Raw genomic sequence first — 21,994 nt, 5'->3', positions numbered from 1 at the left:
ATGTTATGAATGGTAAAGATCAATTAAAAAGTGTTTAAAAGTATAGCCATTAAAAACGTTTATCAAATGTTACTACCACCAACCGATTAACTTACCCATGGTATCGTTATTCTCTATTCGTTGATGTGCTTTGCCCGTGTCTTCTGCTGCAAATTCACTGTCGACATTGGCGATTAATGTGTGTTTCGCAAAGTCCGCTAAACAAGCCTGACTAAACTTTTCAATTAGATGGGTTTTATATTGATCACTACGACTTCTCAAAGTGGAACCTTTCACTGTAGCGCGTTTACCCAACATCAATCCCATATCGAGATTATCTGCATACCGACCTGCCAACATCGCTAAATAAAGTACGTTACCATCAATATTAAGAAGCTTTAGGTTTCGATTTAGGTAATCACCTGCAACAAAGTCAATAATCAAATCACAGCCTTGCCAGTGTTTGGCTACTTCAACCGCAAAATCTTGTTGTTGATAATTAATGAGCAGATCAGCACCTAACTGCTGACAAAGATCTAACTTAGCTTGATTGGACGCGGTTACTGCTACATAACATCCTTTTAGTTTGGCTAATTGAATAGCCGCAAGCCCCACTCCACTGGCCCCTGCATGGATCAATACATGTTGTTTTGGTTGTAGATTATTTTCTATGAACATTGCTTGGTATGCAGTTAGAAAACATTCAGCAATACCCGCAGCTTCCAGCAAACTAATATTAGAAGGCACTGGCATGAGGTGCTCAGTATTCACTGCTACATATTCGGCGTAACCACCCCCGGCCACCAATCCAAATACTTTGTCACCAAGTTTAAAAGGTTGCTGCTTAATTGGTTGAGCATGGATTTGCACAATTTCACCGCTCATTTCCAAACCTAAAATAGTACTTTCGCCTGAAGGAGCTGGATATTTTCCTTGCCTTTGTAACGTATCGGCTCGATTTACCCCAAAACAACTGACTTTGACCAAAGCCTGGCCAGGTTTCAACTCAGGGATCGTAGCCTGGCTAATTTCGAGTGCCTCAGGTGCGCAACCGTTTTCGTGTTTTATAAACCGCATGGAACCTTTCATCGCATAATATCTCTTTTTGTGTGGGAAATTCTATTTAGCAAACCCTTTGCCTCATGTACAATTGCGTCAAATTTTACATCTAAGTTATCCTATGTCATCTAGCGTTATTTTACAGCCTGGTCGTGAAAAGTCTTTATTACGTCGACACCCTTGGATATTTTCCCGTGCGATAGAGAAAACCATTGGCAGAACCAATATGGGAGAAACAGTCGATGTGATATCTCATGATGGTAAATTTTTAGGCAGAGGTGCTTGGTCGCCAGAGTCGCAAATTCAGGTTCGAATATGGACATTTGAAGAAGATGAAAGTATCGACAATGGTTTCTTTCAAAGACGTATAGCCACAGCCCAAGCGTCAAGAGAAGATTTAATCGCACGTCATGGTTTAACTGGCTACCGACTTATCGCTGCAGAATCTGATGGCTTACCTGGTATCACAATAGATAGGTACGCTGATGTATTAGTTTGCCAATTATTATCGGCTGGCGCTGAGAAACACCGCGACAAGATTGTTTGGGCACTAAAAAAACAATTTCCTGAGTGTTCAATTTATGAACGCAGTGATGTGGCCATTCGAAAAAAGGAAGGCTTAGAACAAATTACCCAGACATTACATGGTGATGTGCCCGAAGAAGTTGTAATTGAAGAAAATGGTGTAAAAATCATTGTTAATGTCAAAGCTGGACATAAAACCGGATTTTATTTAGATCAACGAGACAACCGCGCCATTGCCGCAAAATACGCCAAGGATAAGACCTTACTCAATTGTTTTTGTTACACCGGTACCTTTGGCAGTTATGCATTAGCCAATGGTGCTACATCAGTGACTAGCATAGACGTATCTGATTTGGCTTTAACCACAGCCAAGAGAAATGTTGAGATAAATGATTTAGACACAGATAAATGTGAATTCTTAAACGCTGATGTGTTTCAAGCTTTACGAGACTTCAAACAACAAGGAAGGCATTTTGATGAAATCATTCTTGATCCTCCAAAATTTGTCGATTCAAAATCATCTTTAGTACGCGCGTGTCGCGGTTATAAAGACATCAATATGTTAGCTATGCAAATTATGCAACCAGGCGGTATTTTATGTACTTTTAGTTGTTCTGGATTATTGTCTTTTGATCTGTTTCAAAAAGTAGTGGCTGACGCCGCGTTAGATGCTGGCAGGACAGTACAAATTATAGAAAGATTAGGTCAAGCAGCTGATCACCCTGTCTCGACTAATTATCCAGAAGGATTTTACCTAAAAGGTTTAGTCTGTAAGGTGCTATAAGCTGACCTTAAAAGTCCAACTTAATTGCTTGTTTGATAATAAAAAAAAGCGACTTTATGTCGCTTATTTCATTTCAAGAATTTCAACGCCAACAGTACATGAGTTGTCATCAATAGCTTCACAGCGCACGACTTTAGTATCTGCGGTTAGCGAGGGAATTTGTGAATTAGTTGATTCTATATACACGTTAACCTTGGTCCCCATCTCAATAGAGCTTTCCTCTATTTCAAAAGACATACCAGTAGCGCTTATGTCCTTACAAACAGCCTGAAGGCTACGTGTAGATTCATCGTCCATTATTTTTAGTTCACATACAGAATTAACCATCATTCGGAAAAAATTGCGTTTGTCATCGTAACCTAACATCCAATACCTCTTGCTGTTTAAATACTACCCTGTTGTTTATAGGGTGCAGAGTAACCAAAGTCAACGAAAATTAAGTAATACTATTGCTTAAATAGATTCCAAATGATTGAGTATTCGTTTCACCGAAATAGGGGCAGATGTCCCTAACTGCTGGGCAAAAAATGATACGTGCAATTCATGTAATAACCATCGCACCTCTTTTAATTCTTCTGGTATGGGTTGATTAGCAGAAATCTTATTCAATTTAGCCTGATAAGCCTGCTCAGCTTTTTCCAAATTAAGCTGATGCAACTTGTCCTTGGTGGGATCAATAGCGACTTTTTCCAGCCGTTTTTGAATGCCTTTAATATAGCGTTGCCAATCAAGCAATTTCTGTGCTCCAACATCAGCCACAAACCCCTTGTAAACCAATGAATCGAGTTGACCTTTAATATGTCCATGGGCATAAATCAAATTCAGTGGCACGTTTCCTTTCATCTTTTTCTTTATTTCATGGGCAACAGTCAGCCCCACTTCTACTTGCTGTGCAATACTCAAAACACAATCGTTAATTTCTTGCCTGACAAAGTCACAACATGATTCGAAATGTATTTTCTCCCTAATATCCCCTGTATTCTTTTCAACATATTGATTGATAAGATGATCAACTCCGGCATCGATACAATCATCGATTAGCGCATTTATTTGACCAAACGGATTAAAATATAATCCCAACTTAGCTTTATTCGGTAGTTTGTCTTGTAAATATTTGACTGGTGATGGAATACCCAATATTACCAATCTACGTAGACCTTGTTTGTGTGATGCTTGAGCGATGTGCGGCTGGTCAAATAACTTAACGGCAACGGTTTTACCTTCGTTAACTAAAGCTGGGTAGGCCTTAATTTCATACCCCCCCGTCTTATTTATAAACTCAACAGGCAAATTATCAATATCCCAACTGACTAAACCTGTTTTCTCAAGCTCAGGTGTGGCTACTGCCTGCAGGTTTTGTTTTACTTTGCCTTGTAATTTTTGTTGCAAAGCAAATAAATCACGTCCTTGGGCAATGACTTGTTTATTTTGATCAATTACCTTGATATTAAACTTTAAATGTTTTGGCAATTTATCTAGTTGCCACTCTGTTCTTTCCAGTTCACGGCCCGTCATACGTTTTAATTTTAAAGACAATGCAGTTAAAAATTCAATTGGATTACCTTGCTTATCCACTTGTTGCATATCAGATAAACAGGCATCTGCGTAACTTGGGGCTGGCACAAAGTTTCGCCTTAGGGATTTTGGTAAAGCTTTGATCAGGGCCACTATAAGTTCATGCCGTAATCCCGGAATAAGCCAATCTAACCCAACAGTTGTAACTTGATTAAGTAACGCCAAAGGCACCATCAAACTCACACCATCATCTTCATCCTTTGGATCAAAATGATAATCCAGCCCTAAGGTAAGATTGTTTTGCCTAAAAGTCTCAGGGAACGATAACGCATCTATGTGTTGGGTATCTTTTTTAAGTAAAACTTCTGGGTCAAAATTAAGAATGTTTGAATTTTCTACAGACTGCTTTTTCCACCATTTCTTAAAATTAACTTCCGAGCATATATGACTTGGAATTTTCTCTGAGTAGAAATTAACTAACGTATCTTCATCTACCAGTAAGTCTCGCCTACGACTTTTATCTTCTAGATCTTCAATGCCTTCTATCAGTTTTTGATTAAGTGACAAAAAGGCAAAATTTAATTTGGTTTCCATATTCACTAACGCTTCGCGTACGAATATATCTCTGCTTACCTCAGGATCAATTTGACTATAGTTTTTTCGTCTTTGGTTAACGAGCACTAGTCCATACAAACTGACTTTCTCAAAGGCTTGTACTACACCTTGTTTCTTCGACCAATGTGGCTCTGAATATTCAGTTTTAATTAGGTGCGAAGCTAATGGTTCAATCCATTCAGGTTCAATTTTAGCCGCTACCCGACCAAATAAATGCGCGGTTTCAACTAACTCAGCGACCATTGTCCACTTAGGTTGGGATTTAGCTAATCCTGATCCTGGAAAGATCATAAAGCGACTATTACGTGCTCCTAAATATTCACGATCTTTATCTTTATTACCTAAATGGGATAACAATCCTGAAGCGATTGCTTGGTGAATAGCTTGGTATTCTGCTTGCTGTGAAGAAATACCAAAACCCAACTCTGCCACTGATTTTTTTAGTTGGCTGACGATATCTTGCCATTCACGCATTCGCATGAAATTGATGAAATGCTTTTTACACCAATTGCGTAATTGGCTTGATGATAAAGCTTGTTGTTGTTCTTTAAAGCCCTGCCATAACTGAAAGTACCCGAGAAAATCTGACTCTTTATTAGTAAAATCCTCATGCATTTGGTCGGCTTGTTGCTTTTTGTCTTGTGGACGTTCTTTAGGATCTTGAATACTTAAACCAGCAGCAATAATTAGCACTTCACTTAGACAATTTTGTTTAGCCGCTTCAACTACCATTCGTGCATATCTAGGATCGATCGGTAATCGAGCGAGTTGTCTACCTTGATGGGTTAACCCTTGGCGACCAAGTTTATTATCGATCGCACCTAATTCTTCAAGCAGTTTAAAACCATCATTGATACTTCTGGAATCTGGGGGTTGCACAAAAGGGAAATCATCGACTTTACCCAGCCCCAACGACATCATTTGCAAAATAACAGACGCCAAATTGGTGCGTAATATCTCCGGATCAGTAAATACATCTCTAGATAAATAATCATCTTCGGAATATAGACGAATACAAATGCCGTTAGAGACACGACCACAGCGCCCTGCCCTTTGATTGGCTGATGCTTGCGAAATAGCTTCAATAGGCAAACGTTGCACTTTGCTGCGCACACTGTAGCGAGATATTCGCGCAGTGCCTGGGTCGATAACGTACTTAATTCCCGGTACTGTCAATGACGTTTCGGCTACATTAGTGGCGAGAACAATTCGCCTGGCAGAATATGCAGAAAACACTTTATTTTGTTCGCTGTTACTTAACCTTGCATACAAGGGCAAAACTTCTGTATGCCGATATTTTTGTTTGTTTAACACATCTGCCGTATCACGAATTTCTCGCTCACCACTGAGAAAAACCAGAATATCACCGTTAGGTTCCGCCATCAGTTCATTAACGGCCTCGATAATGCCCTGAGTCTGATCATAATCGTTGCTTTCAATCTCTCGATAGCGCATTTCCACAGGATAAGCTCTGCCACTCACCTCAATCACTGGAGCATCGTTAAAGTGTTTAGAAAAACGCAGTGGATCAATAGTGGCTGAAGTAATGATTAGTTTAAGTTCTGGGCGCCTGGGTAATAGTTGTTTTAAATAACCCAAAATAAAATCTATATTTAGACTACGTTCGTGAGCCTCATCTATGATGATAGTGTCGTATTGACTCAAAAATTTATCTTGTTGGATCTCTGCCAACAAAATACCGTCTGTCATCAATTTAATGTAAGTGTTATCTGAAACTTGGTCTGAAAATCTGATTTTAAACCCAACAGTTTGACCTAGCGGACTTTTTAACTCTTCGGCTATACGGTTGGCTACAGTCCTTGCCGCCAAACGCCTTGGTTGAGTATGGCCAATCAATCCACCAATACCTCGTCCTAGCTCTAAACATATTTTAGGGATCTGTGTGGTTTTACCTGAGCCAGTTTCACCTGCAATAATAACCACTTGATTGTTGCTAATTGCCTCAGCAATTTCATCTTTTCTTTCAGATACAGGTAGAGCAGGATAATCAATCTCTGGAACTTGAGATTGTCTTAAAAGAAAAGTCTGAGTAGATTTAGCGATATCACTTTGTAATTTACCTAAAAAAGCCACTTTTTTATCAGAGGAAAGACTAGGAATTTTTCGCAGCCGGGAGATAAGTCTAAATTTATCTTTAGACATACAGGTGGCGATATCACTGGAAAGTTGTTTTACGCTAATTTCTGGAATGGGTTTTTCTGGTGACAAAAACGGCTGCTCTATTGCATCTATAAAATCGAACCAAGGATCCTAGAAGATGCACCGAGCAAATACCAGTGTTATTCAACACAAATCATACTCAACAAGCCTTTATTTACCTGCTTGTGTTTTGTAACCATCACGTAGTTGAAGATCTATTGCATGCAATAAGTTTGAACGATTGATAGTACCGAGCAAATAACCGTCGTCATCCACAACTGGATACACTTTAGGTTTAGCAGTCGTCATTTGTTGCGCCAACTCAATTACTGAAGTATAGGGTTTGATGGCTAACACTTCAGTTCTCATAATATCTTTGACGAGTGCCACTTGCTCTCTGTAATAACTAGACTCAATCATTTGTACTAAGCAGTCTTGTTCTGATAAGAAACCTACGACTTTATTATGAGTATCAATAACCGGACCACCGGTTTGTTTACCTTCTAATAATCGCTCCACGGCTTCAGCCACTGGCATATTACTAGTAAAGGTGACTGGTCTGTGATTCATATGGTCGCTAACTTTTAGAGATTCCACTGTAACTCCTTGGTTTTCTAATAATTATAATTCTATATCGTCTCAGATAAAGATAGACTTAAGTCTTAACAATGCCTAATAATTTTAATTTAGATTAATCTATTGTAATAAGTATTACGAGCAGATTGCTATTTTTGGGTCCCTAAAACAGGCAAGTTCATCTAATTTGTAATTATCAGAACATCTTATGGAAGGAAGCAGCGTGAATTCAGCAAGTATTTATTGGCACGATTATGAAACTTGGGGAGCAAATCCGCAAAAAGATTTTCCGTGCCAGTTTGCCGGTATCCGCACCGATTTAGACTTGAACATTATCAGCGAACCTATGATGATTTTTAGCCAAATCGCTAATGATTGCCTACCCGTTCCTCAAGCTTGTTTAGTCACTGGGATCACTCCACAGCGCTCTTTAAAAGAGGGAATGCCAGAAAGAGATTTTATCGCTAAAGTCCTTAATGAGTTTTCACAGCCCAACACATGTGTGGCTGGATTCAACAGCATTCGCTTTGATGATGAAATTACTCGCTACACATTATATCGAAATTTCTATGACCCCTATGCAAGAGAATGGCAACATGGCAATAGCCGCTGGGACATAATTGATTTAGCCAGAGCTTGTTATGCCCTTAGACCTGAAGGCATAAATTGGCCGCTGAATGAGGAAGGTTTACCTAGCTTTAAATTACAAGATTTAACACAAGCTAACGATATTCAGCATCAAGATGCCCATGATGCGATGTCTGATGTATATGCCACAATTGCAGTAGCTAAGTTGATTAAGGAGCGCCAACCCAAACTTTTTGATTATTTGTTTAAATTACGCAATAAAAGAAAAGTACTCGAGCACATTGATTGTGAGCAATTAACACCATTAGTACACGTATCCTCAAAAATTCCTTCTATTCACGGTTGCTGCACTTGGATAGTGCCGATAGGAATGCATCCAACCAATAAAAATGCAGTGATTGTGCTTAATTTGGCGTTAGATCCAACTCCACTTTTTACACTCACAGTTGAAGAAATAAGGGAAAAACTGTATACACCCAATGCCATGTTAGAAGAAGGTGAACAGCGATTACCCATTAAACTTCTACATATTAATAAATGCCCAGTATTGGCACCTGCTAAAACACTTAGTAGTGAAAACGCCGAACGCTTAGGAATTGATAGGAAAATTTGCCTACAAAATTTGCAGAAAATAAAGGCTAACGTAAATAACTTAGAGAAATTACAAGAGGTTTACACTCAAACCCAGGATCACGCACCTCTAGATCCTGAACATGCTCTGTATTCAGGAGGTTTCTTTTCGTCTTCTGATAAAGAGTTAATGAATCAAGTTATTGGGGCTGACGTACAAAGTTTGACAGAGCTGTCTTTACCCTTTGAAGATGAGCGGTTAAACACTCTATTATTTAGGTACCGCGCTCGGAATGTGCCTCAGTCCTTATCAGCTCAAGAAATAGAAAGGTGGCAACGTTATCGACATTTTAAGTTTTTTGATGATGAATCGTCTGCCAGTATTAAAATGCCAGAGTTTCTGATGCAACTCGAACAATTAAGTACTGAATATGCGCGTTACCCAGATAAACTGGCAATACTGAAAGCGCTATATAATTATTCACAAAGCTTATAAACAGTCCATGAGTCGCACGTATTGTTAGCTTAGCCCTAAAATTTTAAATTAAGTGTGTTTAAGAAGTGCAACTATTAATGTAAGTTAGTGATTAGCCGATACAAACCGATACAAAATAGTAATTTGCTAGTCAGACATAAATCCACGTTTAAGTATGTGGCGTAATAATCAAAGGCGATTGAATGCTTGGTATAACGGTAGAAGTAGATGTCACAGACCAATATTTAGATTTAAATATTACTCCCGATCTTGTGCAAAAGAAGATTGAGACGAGCGCTATTCATGAACTTATTCAAAAAAGTGAGTATAAACATTTCTTTATATTTGATGAAAATATAATTGATGCAATTAGTACTTATAAATCTGCAGAAAAAGATAATGTCTCGGCTGTCATTGAACATCGAATCGGCGAACGTAGGGACTCCCAAGTAAAGTGTAGAATCGTGGAAGATCAACTATCTGCTTACATGACCATAACAACTGGTTTTGCAGGAAAACTCCCCTCACTCAAATCCTTACGTATAGAATTAGACTCGTCTGGTATAAAACGTGGGATCAGCAATAAGCGTTTAAAATCATTAGTTAAACAATGTGCAAATGCACAGCCAGGTGAAATTTTTGAAGAAATGATCGCTAAAGGCTTGCCACCTAGAGTCGGAAAATCCTCCAAATTGAAACCTCTGGTACAGAACGCCTTAGATAGAATTCTAAAACCGCAAACTATGGGAACCGCACGGGTTGATATGCGTAATTTGGGGGCAATTATATGTGTTCAAAAAGGCACAGAACTTTTACGTAGAATGCCGCCAACTGAGGGCAGAAGTGGATTTACAGTCGGCGGAGAAGTTATCAGTGCTAAAGCAGGTGAGTGGATCAAATTTAGACCTGGCGATGGCACAGTTATAAGTGATAGCGATGAAAATTTATTAGTTGCAGAAATCACTGGCATGCCCAAATTTAAAGATCAAAAAATGTGGGTTGACAACATATTTACATGTAAAGGTGTGAATGTAGGTAGTGGCAATGTTAATTATGATGGGTCTGTCTTAGTTAATGGTGACGTAACCGAAAAAATGGAAATTCATGCCACTGGTGATGTCACTGTAAATGGTTTCGTTGAGTCTGCCACTATCCATGCAGGTGGAGATATCATCATTACAGAAGGTGCAATGGGTAAAGTTAATGATAGTGCCACTGAATATAGCACTAGTTTAACCTGTAAAGGCAGTGTGCACGTGCAACACGGTCAAGGCTTGGATATTAATTGTAATGGTAGTGTCACGGTTGGAAGACAACTCGCCTATAGCCGTATTAATTGTCGAGGGAAAGTGACTGTCGGCGCTATAGATAAACCGAATGGGAACATCTTTGCTTGTATGATTAAATGCCAAGATCAAGTCACTGCAGGCACCTTAGGTGCAGTTTCTGGTAGTAACTTGAGTGTTGATTTCAGTGAAGGTTTTAATACTTTATTAGAGCGTAAAGACACGCTAGACGAACTTTTTAAACAAATAAAACAAAATAACACCAGACATTTTGAGCGTATGAATATCATCAATTCTAAATTCATCCCACAAGATATGCAGGGACGCGTTGACGAAGCTAATCAATTGTTTCAAAACGAAACACAGTTACTGCAATGGCTTGAAAGCAAAGCTAAAGAAATGCAAAGGAGCAAAGATAAATACCAAGAAGACATCCAGCTCATCGCTAACAAACGCGTCTACCCTGGCGTAGTAGTTAAACTGAATAACCGTACTTGGCGAGCGGAAAGAGAATACGATCGAGCAAAAATTTGTTTTCATGGACATCAGTGGCATTTCGAACCACTGATGTAATTATCAACCTAGTATTTAATTAAGTTATTTCTTCAACCTAGTTAACAGACTAGAGGTATCCCAACGTCCTCCTCCGCTTTTCTGTACGTCAGCATAAAACTGATCCACTAAAGCGGTTAACGGCAACGTAGAGCCATTTCTTTTTGCTTCATTTAAGGCAATATCTAGGTCTTTACGCATCCAATCAACAGCAAATCCAAAATCAAACTTACCCGCTAACATAGTGTCAAAACGATTTTCCATTTGCCAAGACTGGGCAGCCCCTTTTGAAATAACATCAATAACAGCATGACAATCTAAACCAGCATTTTGTCCAAAACTAATTGCTTCCGCTAAGCCTTGTACTGTGCCCGCGATACAAATTTGGTTCATCATTTTTGCTAATTGGCCACTTCCAACATCCCCTAGCAACTGGCTAAATTTTGCATAACAATTTATAACTGGTTCAACGATGTCATAATGTGTTTGACCTCCGCCCAACATCACTGTCAATTGGCCATTCTCAGCGCCTGCTTGACCACCTGATACAGGTGCATCTAAAAACCCCACTCCAATCTTTTCACATAGCAAGGCCATCTCTCTAGCCACTTCTGCTGATGCAGTAGTATGGTCAACTATGATGTCCCCAGAATTAACCCCGGCTAACACTCCATGTTCTCCTAACATAACAGAACGTAAATCATCATCGTTGCCAACACATAACAAAATCACATTCGCTTGTCTTGCTGCAAGTTTAGGGGTTAACGCCATATCGCCAGAAAATTCGTCGGCCCAAGCGTTGGCCTTTTGTGTCGTTCGGTTAAACACTGTCACTTTATGGCCTGCTTTTTGACAGTGTCCCGCCATCGGATAACCCATTACTCCTAAACCAATAAATGCTATTTTTTGTGCCAATTTACTATCCTTAATTTAAGCTCATGTTAATTTGAAATTATTCACTTTAAATAGTTGAAACGTGACTAGATAATGACAATATACACTCACACGTTGTTTTAAAGAGAATGTTATGTCAGACACCATATATCAGTTTGATGCCATATTAAATAATGGCGAAAGTATAAATTTTGAAGACTACCAAGGCAAAGTTTTATTAATTGTGAACACAGCCAGTAAATGTGGTTTTACTCCTCAATATGAAGGTTTACAGAGTGCCTATTCACAATTTAAAGACCAAGGCCTGGAAGTATTGGGTTTTCCTTGTGATCAATTCGGTCATCAAGAGCCTGGCGCTGATGCTGAGATCCAGGAGTTTTGTAGTTTAAATTTCAATGTCAATTTTCCTTTATTTAAGAAAATTGAAGTAAATGGTGCAGGCACTGCCCCAGTTTACAAATATTTGAAAGAAGCGGCCCCTGGGGTGATGGGAAGCAAAAGTGTCAAATGGAACTTCACCAAGTTTTTAGTGAATAAACAAGGCAAAGTGACTAAACGTTATGCTTCCACAACTAAACCTAGTGAGATGATTAAAGATATCGAAAAATTACTAGCTGAATAATTCAAGCCTAAAACTCTTTTTGGGCAATAATTAAAAAATATTTGCCCAACCATAAATATGGCTCAGTCGAGCCATATTCGATTTCTAACTGTTTGAGTTGCTCATACTCGCTGGTTTGTTTCTCGGGCTGCTTTAAATAGTCGTGAAAACAGCGAACACCCGCTTTTTTTCTAACTTGAATAGGCAATGTCTCAAGTTGAGCTAAAATCTCTTTGGGTTTTTGTGGATTATTCGGGCTTAAGCGTACAATGTTTTTACTCCTCATGCCTTGTTCAACATAGTCAAAATTGCCATACAACATATTGCCAAACAACTGGGCATCATAATTGAAAAAACTGAGTGAAAGATGTCCACCGGGTTTAACCAAACTCACTAATTTAGTTATGACTTTAAACGGATCTTGTAACCACTCTAGAACGGCATGACAAACGACCAAGTCATACTTTTTCTCCGAGTTTAGCGACAAAATATCAATATGTTGAATATCTAGATTAGAATTATTACCTAACTTCTGTTTTGCTAACGCTAATGCTTCATTAGAAATGTCAGATAACGTCACCCTATGGCCTAAATTGAGAAGTAACTCAGTCATTACCCCAGTACCACCACCTGCATCCAAAACGTTCAATGGCATAACGTCTGCTGAGGTATAATCGCGCAAGTGATGGACTAATAATTCATGCCGTAAGCGTCCTTTAGTGGAACCATAAATATTTTTTTCAAACTTATCTGCGAACTTATCAAAACTTTGATCTTGCTTATTAATAGTCATTTCTTTCATTTGCCTTAAGCAGGGTTATCGATATCAACAAACACAACTTCAATCGCTAATTCTTGCTGAACATAGTCACCTAAGGCTTTTACCCCATAACGCTCAGTTGCGTGATGCCCAGCAGCATAAAAATGGATATTCATTTCCCGTGCAACATGAATGGTTTGTTCTGAGACCTCACCAGTAATGTAAGCATCAATTCCTTTCTCAGCGGCCAATTCAATGTACCCTTGCCCACCACCAGTACACCAAGCTACCGTTTCAATTTTGGTTTTATTTGCTGGCTCCAAAAGTGACGTTCTATTAAGTACAGTACTTAACAATTCACTTAACTCTATGGGACTAATACCTCCGTCAAATCTACCTTGCATCACTACTGATTGAGGATTATTTTCTTCTAATGGTGAAACGTTAACAATACCCAATAATTTAGCCAGTTGAGCGTTATTGCCCAGTGTTGGATGAATATCCAATGGCAAATGGTAGGCGTAAAGATTAATGTCATGCTTCAATAGTTCTTGTATTCGTTTCTTTTTCATACCGGTTATACATGGCGACTCTCCTTTCCAAAAGTATCCATGGTGCACCAAAATTGCATCGGCATTAATCGAAACAGCATGATCAATTAGAGCTTGAGACGCAGTCACGCCTGTGACTATTTTAGTTACCTCTTTTTTGCCCTCTACCTGCAAACCATTTGGACAATAATCGTTTACCTTCTCGGGCAATAATATTGAGTTAAGTAACTGTAATAATTGGGTATTTGATACTGACATTAATATTCCTCAACAACACTAGTGCAGAACTTAGTCATTAAAAACATAGAACTAACTTTGCAAAATTAGACATTATAATTAAAAAAAGGTATAAAACGCGCCCATATTCTGAAAATAAACATATTAAAGGCAAAGACCTGATTATGAGTAAATTGGATAAAGAGCAAGTAATAGCGGCTTTTACCGAAGCTTACACTGCAGCTAATGGTAAAGCTCCGGCAATCGAAGCCAAAGGTGGCTGGTACAGTGTTGACGGTGGAAAAAATATGCGTTTAGCAGATTTAGAAGCAATGACCGCTGAACTAGGTTCTTCAAGCCCTGCTAAGAAAACCAAAGCAGCAGCAAAACCTAAGAAAGCAGAGGTTGAAAAACCTGCAGCTGAGAAAAAATCTGTAGCAGAGAAAAAGCCTGCGGCAGCGAAAAAAGCACCAGCTAAAAAGAAAGCTAAAAAATCAGGCTTTTCAGTCAAAGGTTTTTGGGCAGAGAAGATAGCAGAACAAAATTCAGGTTCTAAACCACCTCGATAACTCGCATTAAATTGAAAAGCCACATGATGTTTACATCATGTGGCTTTTTTTGTGAAACTTAAATAATGGGTAAACTATTCGAATTGACGTTCTCTTTTGGTTTCAATGGTATCTATGTAGCCATGCCAAGTAGCGTATCCAATCAGTGGCATAAAGAAAACGAAACCTACAAACCAAGTAGCAAAACCAATTAATACAGCTAGCAAAATGATAAAAGCCCACAACATCATAGGTCCTTTGTTAGCCCACACTGCGTTCATATTGGTTAACAACGCAGTGGCTAAGTCTACTTTACGTTCCATTAAAATTGGCTGCGTAAAAGCACTGATGAAAAAAACTAACATTGTAAAACCAGCTCCTACAACAGTACCAACTGCTAGAAAGGGGAAAAGGTTTTCAAAGTTTTCATCCAAGTAAGGTGGATACAAAGCATGAACCATAGAGGCGACTCGTAACCAAAAAATCATTAATACCATGAGTAGTATTCCTAGTCCCCATTCATTAACCGCATTTCGCTTTATAGCTTTAACGCTATGCCATAAAGATGGTTTGTGATTTTTTTCAAGCTCCCAACTTACGTCGTACATGCCTGCCGCCAAAAATGGACCAATCAACATAAAACAAACGATGGCAGGCATGATCACCAAATGCCAGCCTGTTAATTGCACTAAGTACGTAATAAACCAGGGTATAGCAGTAAATATCAAACCAAAGAAAAGCGTTAATACCGGTGCCCTACTCGCATCTTTTAAACCAAGCACCAACCACTTAAACGGATCGCTCATTGATAGTTGCTTGCAGGGAATAACGCGGGCGATTTCACTATCAACAATAGCATTATGAGGAGTTTCTTTAAAATGTTGAGACATGGCTTTACTCCAAAAAAAATCGAAAGAAAGGATTGTTTGTATAAGCAACAATATCAGTTTACCCAAACAATAAAAAAAGTACATTACACTTAAGTTATAGAATAACTTAAGTGTAAATACCTAGATCAACAGATGTTTTAATTTCTATGAGATTATGTGGATTTAGGATCAATAATCGATTGGGTGCCAATTAACAGTGGTCGTAAAGTGTTGTGCTATCTTTTGGTTTAACTCGGAAAACCGAGTCAGTGTAAAGTCTTCGCCTGATATACATTGCCATACGAACTTGTGGCAATTATTTTTAATAACGTCGTATTCCGAATAACTAAAAAGTTGAGATACCGCTCTATCAGCTGTATCAAGTTGTATTAAAGGCTGATTTGATTCATCACAAGCAATATAAATATTTTCACCACTACGCTCTTGTAAAAATCGGTTTGGAGAGATACCTCTAATTAGGCCATTGCCTTTAAGTTCCAATATATTCCCATCTACCCATATACCTGTGTGTTCGAAAAACCCATAAATACCGCAGGTCACTATGCCGCCGTTAACAGGTTTAACCTTAACATCTGAATGCCCTGGCAAATGACCAACAGATTTTTCTAACTCTTTATCATTCGAATATTTAACACTAGCCAACATAGCGATGGCTCCAGCACCAAGCCACAAAAACGGAGCAGGCATATGATTTCCCTAAATTACAGACAGATCTCTAGCTAAGTTGAAATCAGACCGAAAATCAAATTTGGAATGTAATGGGATGTGAAAACATGTTTTACCTGATAGCCAATTTTAGGTTTTTATATTGCTTAGTTAATTTAATACTTAACAGTCTTACCCTTGTTGGTTTAATCTGTCGCCCCGTTTAGGAGAATATTCAGATTTAATGAAACAAATTTATAAGTCGAACAAATTAGAAAACGTCTGTTACGAAATACGTGGACCCATTCTGACCGAAGCCAAAAAAATGGAAGATGAAGGGCATCGAATTCTTAAACTAAATATAGGCAACCCTGCCCCTTTTGGTTTTGAAGCCCCCGACGACATATTAAAAGATGTGATCCATAATTTACCTAAGTCTCAAGGTTATTCAGACTCAAATGGTATTTATTCTGCCCGAGTAGCGGTCATGCAATACTATCAACAGATGAACCTCAAAAACGTCAAAGTAGAAGACGTGTTTATTGGAAATGGAGTCAGTGAACTAATAGTGATGGCCATGCAAGGACTGGTTAATAATGATGATGAAGTATTGATCCCAGCCCCTGATTACCCTCTTTGGACAGCAGCAGTGAGTCTCGCATCTGGTGTGCCTGTGCATTATCGCTGTGACGAAACCAATGAATGGCAGCCAGATATTCAAGACATTCGTAGTAAAATCACAGATAAGACCAAAGCAATAGTCTTAATAAACCCTAATAATCCTACAGGTGCGGTGTATAGCTCAGAACTATTGCAACAAGTGATTGATTTAGCACGTGAGTTTTCCTTGGTTGTTATAAGCGACGAAATCTACGATAAAATATTATATGACGACGCAAAACACACCTGTATTGCCTCAATGGCCACAGATATTTTTTGTATCACAATGGGCGGCTTGTCAAAAAATTATCGCATTGCGGGTTTTCGAGCTGGTTGGCTAGTGGTGAGCGGCAATAAATTAATCGCTCAAAGCTATATAGAAGGCTTAAACATTCTGTCATCCATGCGTATGTGCGCCAATGTGCCAAGTCAACACGCCATACAAACGGCCTTAGGTGGATATCAAAGCATTAACGAACTTATTGGTGATGATGGCCGGCTGAAAATCCAAAGAGATATGGCCTTTGAGATGTTAAATGCAGTAGAAGGCCTTGAATGTGTAATGCCCAAAGGAGCCATGTATTGTTTTGTTAAAGTAGATGCTAAAAAATTCAATATCAGCAACGATGAACAAATGATCTTTGATTTACTACGTACAGAAAAAATATTATTAGTGCACGGCTCTGCGTTTAACCTTAAAGAAGGTTGTTACTTTAGACTCGTTTTTCTTCCCCATGTTGATATGTTAAAACCAGCACTTGAAGGTATAGCAAACTTCTTTAAAAGTTATAGGCAGGTAAGTTAGATAAATGAACAATATATCCCCCAATCAAAGTCACTTTTTTGCCCATTTATCACGCATGAAACTGATTAATAGATGGCCACTCATGCGCAACGTAAGAACAGAAAATGTGCAAGAACATAGCTTACAAGTGGCTATGGTGGCACATGCCTTGGCGCTTATCCGTAATAAATATTTTGAAGGCGATTTAGACCCTAATCAAGTCGCCACTATTGCTATGTTTCATGACGTATCCGAAGTCATCACTGGGGATTTACCCACACCGGTAAAATATTCAAACCCCATTATACGAGACGAATATAAAAAAATTGAAAAGCTAGCAGAACAAAAACTGATTAACATGGCGCCCAATGAATTCAAAGAAGACTATGCTCAGCTCATAGATCACCACCATCACAATGAAGACATTGCGTTTATCGTCAAAGCCGCCGATGTCATTTGCGCCTACCTTAAAACGCTAGAAGAATTGTCTGCCGGAAACAAAGAATTTGAACTCGCCAAAAAACGTTTAGACAAAATGCTCAAAGATTACCATTCAAAGGAAGTCGATTATTTTATTAAAGCCTATGTGCCTAGTTTTAGCTTAAGCCTTGACGAAATAACCCAAGAAGATATCGATAATTAAATCGAAAAATATCAGGCCATTTATGTAACCACAAAATCTACCAAGTTTCACCGAAGTGAACATTTCACTTCGGTGAATTTTGAATCACTTATCATCAACTCGTTACCTTCTAAACCCCTACCCACATGTTAAAGCCAACCTAACAATGACTTGAACACTAAATACAGATTAATTCGCATTGGTATTCTTCCATTGTTCCTGTAGCCCTGCATACCTACAACAGTCAGTACCTCTACCTACAGCAAAAATTTGCCAGAAGAACTTTTATTGATCTAGATCAATGACACTACATGCTGCATTCGGAGTATATGCCAAACACAACATATAGTGCTTTCGGCGTATTTAATGAACTATTTACCGTTTAACAGTTTTCCTCCTCAGGTGCTCTTTCAAGAAATACCTGATGAAATTAGCTTGGCCTTCACTATTACCGGATGCCCACTCAAATGCCAGGGCTGCCATAGCACTGACACTTGGGATCAAAATAAAGGCATCTTTTTATCAAACAATTTATATATGGACTATCTAAACCGCTACAAAAAAATGATCAGTTGCGTACTATTTTTTGGTGGCGAATGGCAGCAAAAAGCACTGATAGAAAAATTACTTATCTCCAAAAAAATGGGACTAAAAACCTGTCTTTATACCGGACTAGATTATGTTCCTAGGCATATTTATCAGCACCTTAACTACCTAAAGACAGGCCCTTGGCGCAAAGCACTAGGAGGCTTGGAAAGTACAACCACCAATCAACGCTTTTTAGAACTATCAACAGGCAATTTACTTAACTATCGATTTAAAAAGGACCACACTCATGTTGCAGCTTAATGCCGAACATTTACAAGAAAAACTGACATTTATCGAACAGTATTTACAGGCAGGAAATGCCGCAGACGGAGCAAAATTAGATGCCAATGCAAATGTGACTCACAAAAATGTGGCCACCTTGGAAGCTGAACTGATGAAAGATTATTTTATTCAGATTAACCGTGCTCAAGTAGCCAATAAAATTGCTGAACTATTCGATGAAGATCTTGCAAAGGAGTATCAAAGGCAAGTTCATCAACATGAAATTTATGTACATGATGAGACGAGTCTAAAGCCTTACTGTACCTCCATTACCATGTATCCCTTTTTATTGGATGGTTTAACTAAACTAGGCGGAGAATCTAAGGCACCACAGCATCTAGAGTCTTTTTGTGGCAGTTTCGTCAATTTAATATTTGCCATAAGCGCCCAGTTTGCTGGGGCAATTGCTACTGTGGAGTTTTTGACTTACTTCGATTATTTTGCCAGAAAAGACTATGGCGACGATTACCTATCTACCCATAGTAAACAAATCGAGAATCACCTACAGCATGTGGTATATGCGCTAAATCAACCAGCCGCAGCTAGAGGTTATCAAAGCGTTTTTTGGAATATCTCTGTTTACGATCAATATTACTTTGCTTCTATTTTTGAAGAATTTGTATTTCCCGACATGACAGCACCCTCTTGGCCAAGTATCGAAGCTCTGCAGCGTTTTTTTCTGAACTGGTTTAATCAGGAACGAAGCAAAGCTGTTCTGACCTTTCCTGTAGTGACCGCCGCAATGCTGACGCAGTATGGTCGAGTGAAAGATGAAAACTTTGCGCAGTTTTGTGCCGAATCGATTAGCCAAGGTAGTTCGTTTTTTGTCTATCAATCTGATAGTCCTGATTCCTTAGCTTCCTGTTGTCGCTTACGTAGCGAAATTACCGACAACAGCTTCTCCTATAGTTTAGGTGCCGGTGGGGTCGCAACGGGTTCTATAAACGTGATCACGCTTAACATGAATCGCCTAATCCAAGATGGCCGCGATCTAAAAACAGAGATAGAGAAAGTACAAAAGTATCAGGTGGCGTACCGCGGTTTAATGGATGACTACGTGGCTGTTGGTGCTTTACCCGTTTACGATGCTGGCTTTATTAGCCTGAACAAACAGTTTCTAACGATTGGTATTAACGGCTTAGCTGAGGCAGCAGAATTTAAAGGGCTTACGGTGGGCAACAACCAGGGTTATCAGGATTTTGTAGATAAGAATCTGAAAATCATCTATCAGGCCAATCGCCTCGCTGCGAAAAAGTACGGATATATGTTTAACACTGAATTTGTGCCGGCTGAGAATCTAGGGGTTAAAAATGCCAGATGGGACAAACAGGATGGTTATATGGTTAACCGAGAGTGTTACAACTCATATTTTTACTTGGTTGAAGATAAGGAGATTAATCATCTAGATAAATTTATGTTACACGGAAAACAAATGACCCAATATTTAGACGGTGGCTCGGCGTTGCACCTCAATCTTGATGAAACACTGAGCCCTAAAAATGCCTATAAATTATTAAATATTGCAGCACAAAATGGCTGTAATTACTTTTGTATTAACGTCAAAATCACTATCTGCAACGACTGTCAGCACATAGACAAACGCACTCTACAAACCTGCTCATCTTGCGGCTCAAATGATATCGATTATGGCACCAGAGTGATTGGTTATCTAAAACGTGTGTCGTCGTTCAGTAAGGGCAGAAGAGATGAACACGAGGTGCGCCACTACCATAGAAAGCGCGCATAATTTCTAAAGTTCGCAAAAACCAACAAAAGCCTACCACTTAAGGAGTAGGCTTTTACTCCCTTTAACTTATCTCCCACACTCGTCAATATCATAGAATAGATATATAGAAATTAAGCGAAATAGGTAAAGACTATGATTTCAATGTTTAGTGATTTGTTAGAGATGGCCAATGAACAAACTGCGCCACAACGTTTGCTGTTTTTATTTGCGGCTACTGAAGAGTCTAACAAAAGCAAAAAACGCGACGACAAAAAGGGTACGATCACCCCTACAATGGTAGTAGACAAATTACCCTCAGAATTAACTGACTTTACAACCTTAGTCAATGAGGCTGATAGTATTAACAAAGAGTGGAATTTTGTATTTATTGCCAGCCTAAGTGGTGATCACAATACCGCACCTTCCAGCGAACACGCCGAACCGTTCTTAGACACCATGACCACCGACATTACCAGCGGCAACAATATCAATCGTTATGTGGTATTTGATAGGCAAGAAAACCCAATAGAGTTATCCGCCAGCTAAGCTGGTGAAATCAGGGGCCTAGCACAATCCCAAAGGCTATTTTTTGATGGTATACAGCCTAATCGTCAGTGGCGATTAGGCTTTAGCAGGTTTGATAACATGTGCTGGTTACATAGTTTGTAGGATCAAAATGGTAATCTAATCATCATCCATTTCTTTGTATAATGCTTCGCCATGTCAATTTCCCAACTTTATGAAGCGGAAAAAAGCAAAACGACTATCACCAGCATTAAAATCCAAAAACCAGACATTAATTGCCAGAATACCAAGCCACGACTGTTGGATACTTTTGGATCATCTTGCAAAAAAATCGGATTCGGCTGACTTATGTCATCAACAAAGTCTTGTAGTCGGTAATAACGCACTGATAAATCTAGACTCACGGCTTTTTCAAGGGCCCGGTCAAACCACAAGGGGATCAGTGGATTGTGCTCACTACTCGATACATAGCGTAATTTGTCGAAATCGTGTGTATGCACACATTGCTCTATTTTGTCGGTATAAGGTAAATGCCCAGTAAATAATTCATAGGTGATAGTCGCAAGGGCATAAATATCACCTTGCACACCGGTATTATTACCTTGTAAATAATGAGGATCTGAATAGCTGGCGGTACCTAGTGCCCCCTCATGTTCCAGAGGAATAAATATTTCTGCAATGCCGGCTACAAATACCGAACCAAAATCAATGACCTTAATTTGCATTTGGTCGTCAATAATAATGTTGGCTGGTTTTAGGTCTTGATGAATTGTTTCAGTAACGTGAAAAGCTTTTAGGGCTAGCGCTATTTTTTTTACAATGCCTATCGCTTGTTTGGGCGTAGGCAGAGGATATTGCTGCATCCATTTATCTAGCGAAATTCCTGGCACATACTCCATCAAATAATACAGGCTACTGCGGTTTCTATTTTGAGTGATTATGTTTACAACATATGGACTTTGTATACGTTTGCCTATCCACTCTTCTTGAATAAATCTATCAATATAATGCACATCAT

At 39.0% G+C, this 21,994-nt stretch carries 20 protein-coding genes; 10 read left to right on the top strand and 10 right to left on the bottom strand.

The genetic code is table 11. From position 1 onward, the window contains the following. Positions 1–72: 72 nt before the first annotated feature. Positions 73–1,056 carry an NAD(P)H-quinone oxidoreductase gene (locus QZ488_RS04200; protein WP_293746532.1) on the bottom strand — a complete coding sequence of 328 codons (984 nt, stop codon included), beginning with the start codon at positions 1,054–1,056 and terminating at the stop codon, positions 73–75. Positions 1,057–1,159: 103 nt separating this feature from the next. Here QZ488_RS04200 and QZ488_RS04195 point away from each other — a divergent pair, with 103 nt between their 5' ends. Continuing rightward, positions 1,160–2,347 (top strand): class I SAM-dependent methyltransferase, encoded by a 1,188-nt coding sequence (locus tag QZ488_RS04195; protein WP_293746530.1) that lies wholly within the window; start codon positions 1,160–1,162, stop codon positions 2,345–2,347. Between the two features lie 63 nt (positions 2,348–2,410). Here QZ488_RS04195 and QZ488_RS04190 read toward each other — a convergent pair whose 3' ends face one another. The 3 genes from QZ488_RS04190 to QZ488_RS04180 form a co-directional block, all read right to left on the bottom strand. Continuing rightward, on the bottom strand, positions 2,411–2,713 hold the full coding sequence (locus QZ488_RS04190) for a PilZ domain-containing protein (protein ID WP_293746528.1): 303 nt from the start codon (positions 2,711–2,713) through the stop codon (positions 2,411–2,413). 87 nt (positions 2,714–2,800) lie between these two features. After that, positions 2,801–6,706, bottom strand: coding sequence for an ATP-dependent RNA helicase HrpA (gene hrpA / locus QZ488_RS04185; protein WP_293746526.1), 3,906 nt, complete (start codon positions 6,704–6,706; stop codon positions 2,801–2,803). A gap of 102 nt (positions 6,707–6,808) precedes the next feature. Then, a complete protein-coding gene (locus QZ488_RS04180) occupies positions 6,809–7,234 on the bottom strand; it encodes a CBS domain-containing protein (protein WP_293746524.1) in 426 nt (141 codons plus the stop codon). A gap of 202 nt (positions 7,235–7,436) precedes the next feature. Here QZ488_RS04180 and sbcB point away from each other — a divergent pair, with 202 nt between their 5' ends. Together sbcB and QZ488_RS04170 are read left to right on the top strand one after the other, a co-directional pair. After that, a complete protein-coding gene (gene sbcB / locus QZ488_RS04175; protein WP_293746522.1) occupies positions 7,437–8,867 on the top strand; it encodes an exodeoxyribonuclease I in 1,431 nt (476 codons plus the stop codon). A 182-nt stretch (positions 8,868–9,049) separates the two neighbouring features. After that, a complete protein-coding gene (locus QZ488_RS04170; protein ID WP_293746520.1) occupies positions 9,050–10,705 on the top strand; it encodes a FapA family protein in 1,656 nt (551 codons plus the stop codon). A 24-nt stretch (positions 10,706–10,729) separates the two neighbouring features. On the opposite strand, the gene QZ488_RS04165 is transcribed toward QZ488_RS04170, so the two are convergent. Continuing rightward, on the bottom strand, positions 10,730–11,599 hold the full coding sequence (locus QZ488_RS04165; RefSeq protein WP_293746518.1) for an NAD(P)-dependent oxidoreductase: 870 nt from the start codon (positions 11,597–11,599) through the stop codon (positions 10,730–10,732). 112 nt (positions 11,600–11,711) lie between these two features. On the opposite strand from QZ488_RS04165, the gene QZ488_RS04160 reads away from it, so the two are divergent. Further along, the gene (locus tag QZ488_RS04160) at positions 11,712–12,200 is read left to right on the top strand and encodes a glutathione peroxidase (RefSeq protein ID WP_293746516.1); all 489 of its coding nucleotides are present in this window, start codon (positions 11,712–11,714) and stop codon (positions 12,198–12,200) included. 7 nt (positions 12,201–12,207) lie between these two features. On the opposite strand, the gene QZ488_RS04155 is transcribed toward QZ488_RS04160, so the two are convergent. Then, positions 12,208–12,972 carry a methyltransferase gene (locus QZ488_RS04155; protein WP_293746514.1) on the bottom strand — a complete coding sequence of 255 codons (765 nt, stop codon included), beginning with the start codon at positions 12,970–12,972 and terminating at the stop codon, positions 12,208–12,210. 14 nt (positions 12,973–12,986) lie between these two features. Then, a complete protein-coding gene (locus tag QZ488_RS04150) occupies positions 12,987–13,748 on the bottom strand; it encodes a Nif3-like dinuclear metal center hexameric protein (protein ID WP_293746512.1) in 762 nt (253 codons plus the stop codon). A 143-nt stretch (positions 13,749–13,891) separates the two neighbouring features. Here QZ488_RS04150 and QZ488_RS04145 point away from each other — a divergent pair, with 143 nt between their 5' ends. Further along, positions 13,892–14,275 (top strand): hypothetical protein, encoded by a 384-nt coding sequence (locus QZ488_RS04145; RefSeq protein ID WP_293746510.1) that lies wholly within the window; start codon positions 13,892–13,894, stop codon positions 14,273–14,275. Between the two features lie 74 nt (positions 14,276–14,349). On the opposite strand, the gene QZ488_RS04140 is transcribed toward QZ488_RS04145, so the two are convergent. Both QZ488_RS04140 and QZ488_RS04135 read right to left on the bottom strand, forming a co-directional pair. Then, the gene (locus tag QZ488_RS04140; RefSeq protein ID WP_293746508.1) at positions 14,350–15,144 is read right to left on the bottom strand and encodes a DUF2189 domain-containing protein; all 795 of its coding nucleotides are present in this window, start codon (positions 15,142–15,144) and stop codon (positions 14,350–14,352) included. A 168-nt stretch (positions 15,145–15,312) separates the two neighbouring features. Next, the gene (locus tag QZ488_RS04135; RefSeq protein WP_293746506.1) at positions 15,313–15,831 is read right to left on the bottom strand and encodes a hypothetical protein; all 519 of its coding nucleotides are present in this window, start codon (positions 15,829–15,831) and stop codon (positions 15,313–15,315) included. A 202-nt stretch (positions 15,832–16,033) separates the two neighbouring features. On the opposite strand from QZ488_RS04135, the gene QZ488_RS04130 reads away from it, so the two are divergent. The 5 genes from QZ488_RS04130 (at position 16,034) to QZ488_RS04110 (ending at position 20,997) form a co-directional block, all read left to right on the top strand. Next, positions 16,034–17,254: a pyridoxal phosphate-dependent aminotransferase gene (locus QZ488_RS04130; RefSeq protein WP_293746504.1), complete on the top strand. Its 1,221-nt coding sequence runs from the start codon at positions 16,034–16,036 to the stop codon at positions 17,252–17,254. A 4-nt stretch (positions 17,255–17,258) separates the two neighbouring features. Next, positions 17,259–17,876: a 5'-deoxynucleotidase gene (yfbR, locus tag QZ488_RS04125; protein ID WP_293746503.1), complete on the top strand. Its 618-nt coding sequence runs from the start codon at positions 17,259–17,261 to the stop codon at positions 17,874–17,876. A 345-nt stretch (positions 17,877–18,221) separates the two neighbouring features. Then, positions 18,222–18,704: an anaerobic ribonucleoside-triphosphate reductase activating protein gene (gene nrdG / locus QZ488_RS04120; RefSeq protein ID WP_293746502.1), complete on the top strand. Its 483-nt coding sequence runs from the start codon at positions 18,222–18,224 to the stop codon at positions 18,702–18,704. Then, the gene (nrdD, locus tag QZ488_RS04115; protein ID WP_293746500.1) at positions 18,691–20,472 is read left to right on the top strand and encodes an anaerobic ribonucleoside-triphosphate reductase; all 1,782 of its coding nucleotides are present in this window, start codon (positions 18,691–18,693) and stop codon (positions 20,470–20,472) included. Before nrdG ends, nrdD begins: the two co-directional genes overlap by 14 nt. Positions 20,473–20,604: 132 nt before the next feature. Beyond that, complete coding sequence (locus QZ488_RS04110) at positions 20,605–20,997, top strand: ribonucleotide reductase subunit alpha (RefSeq protein ID WP_293746498.1); 393 nt, start codon at positions 20,605–20,607, stop codon at positions 20,995–20,997. A gap of 191 nt (positions 20,998–21,188) precedes the next feature. Here the strand turns inward: QZ488_RS04110 and QZ488_RS04105 are convergent. Then, positions 21,189–21,994, bottom strand: an 806-nt coding sequence (locus tag QZ488_RS04105) for a serine/threonine-protein kinase (protein WP_293746496.1), incomplete at its 5' end; no start/stop codon positions are given.

It is taken from the genome of uncultured Paraglaciecola sp. (assembly GCF_913020055.1).
Lineage (GTDB): Bacteria > Pseudomonadota > Gammaproteobacteria > Enterobacterales > Alteromonadaceae > Paraglaciecola.
The sequence above is the reverse complement of the archived record's forward strand: the minus strand, read 5'-3'. Positions and strand labels throughout refer to the sequence as shown.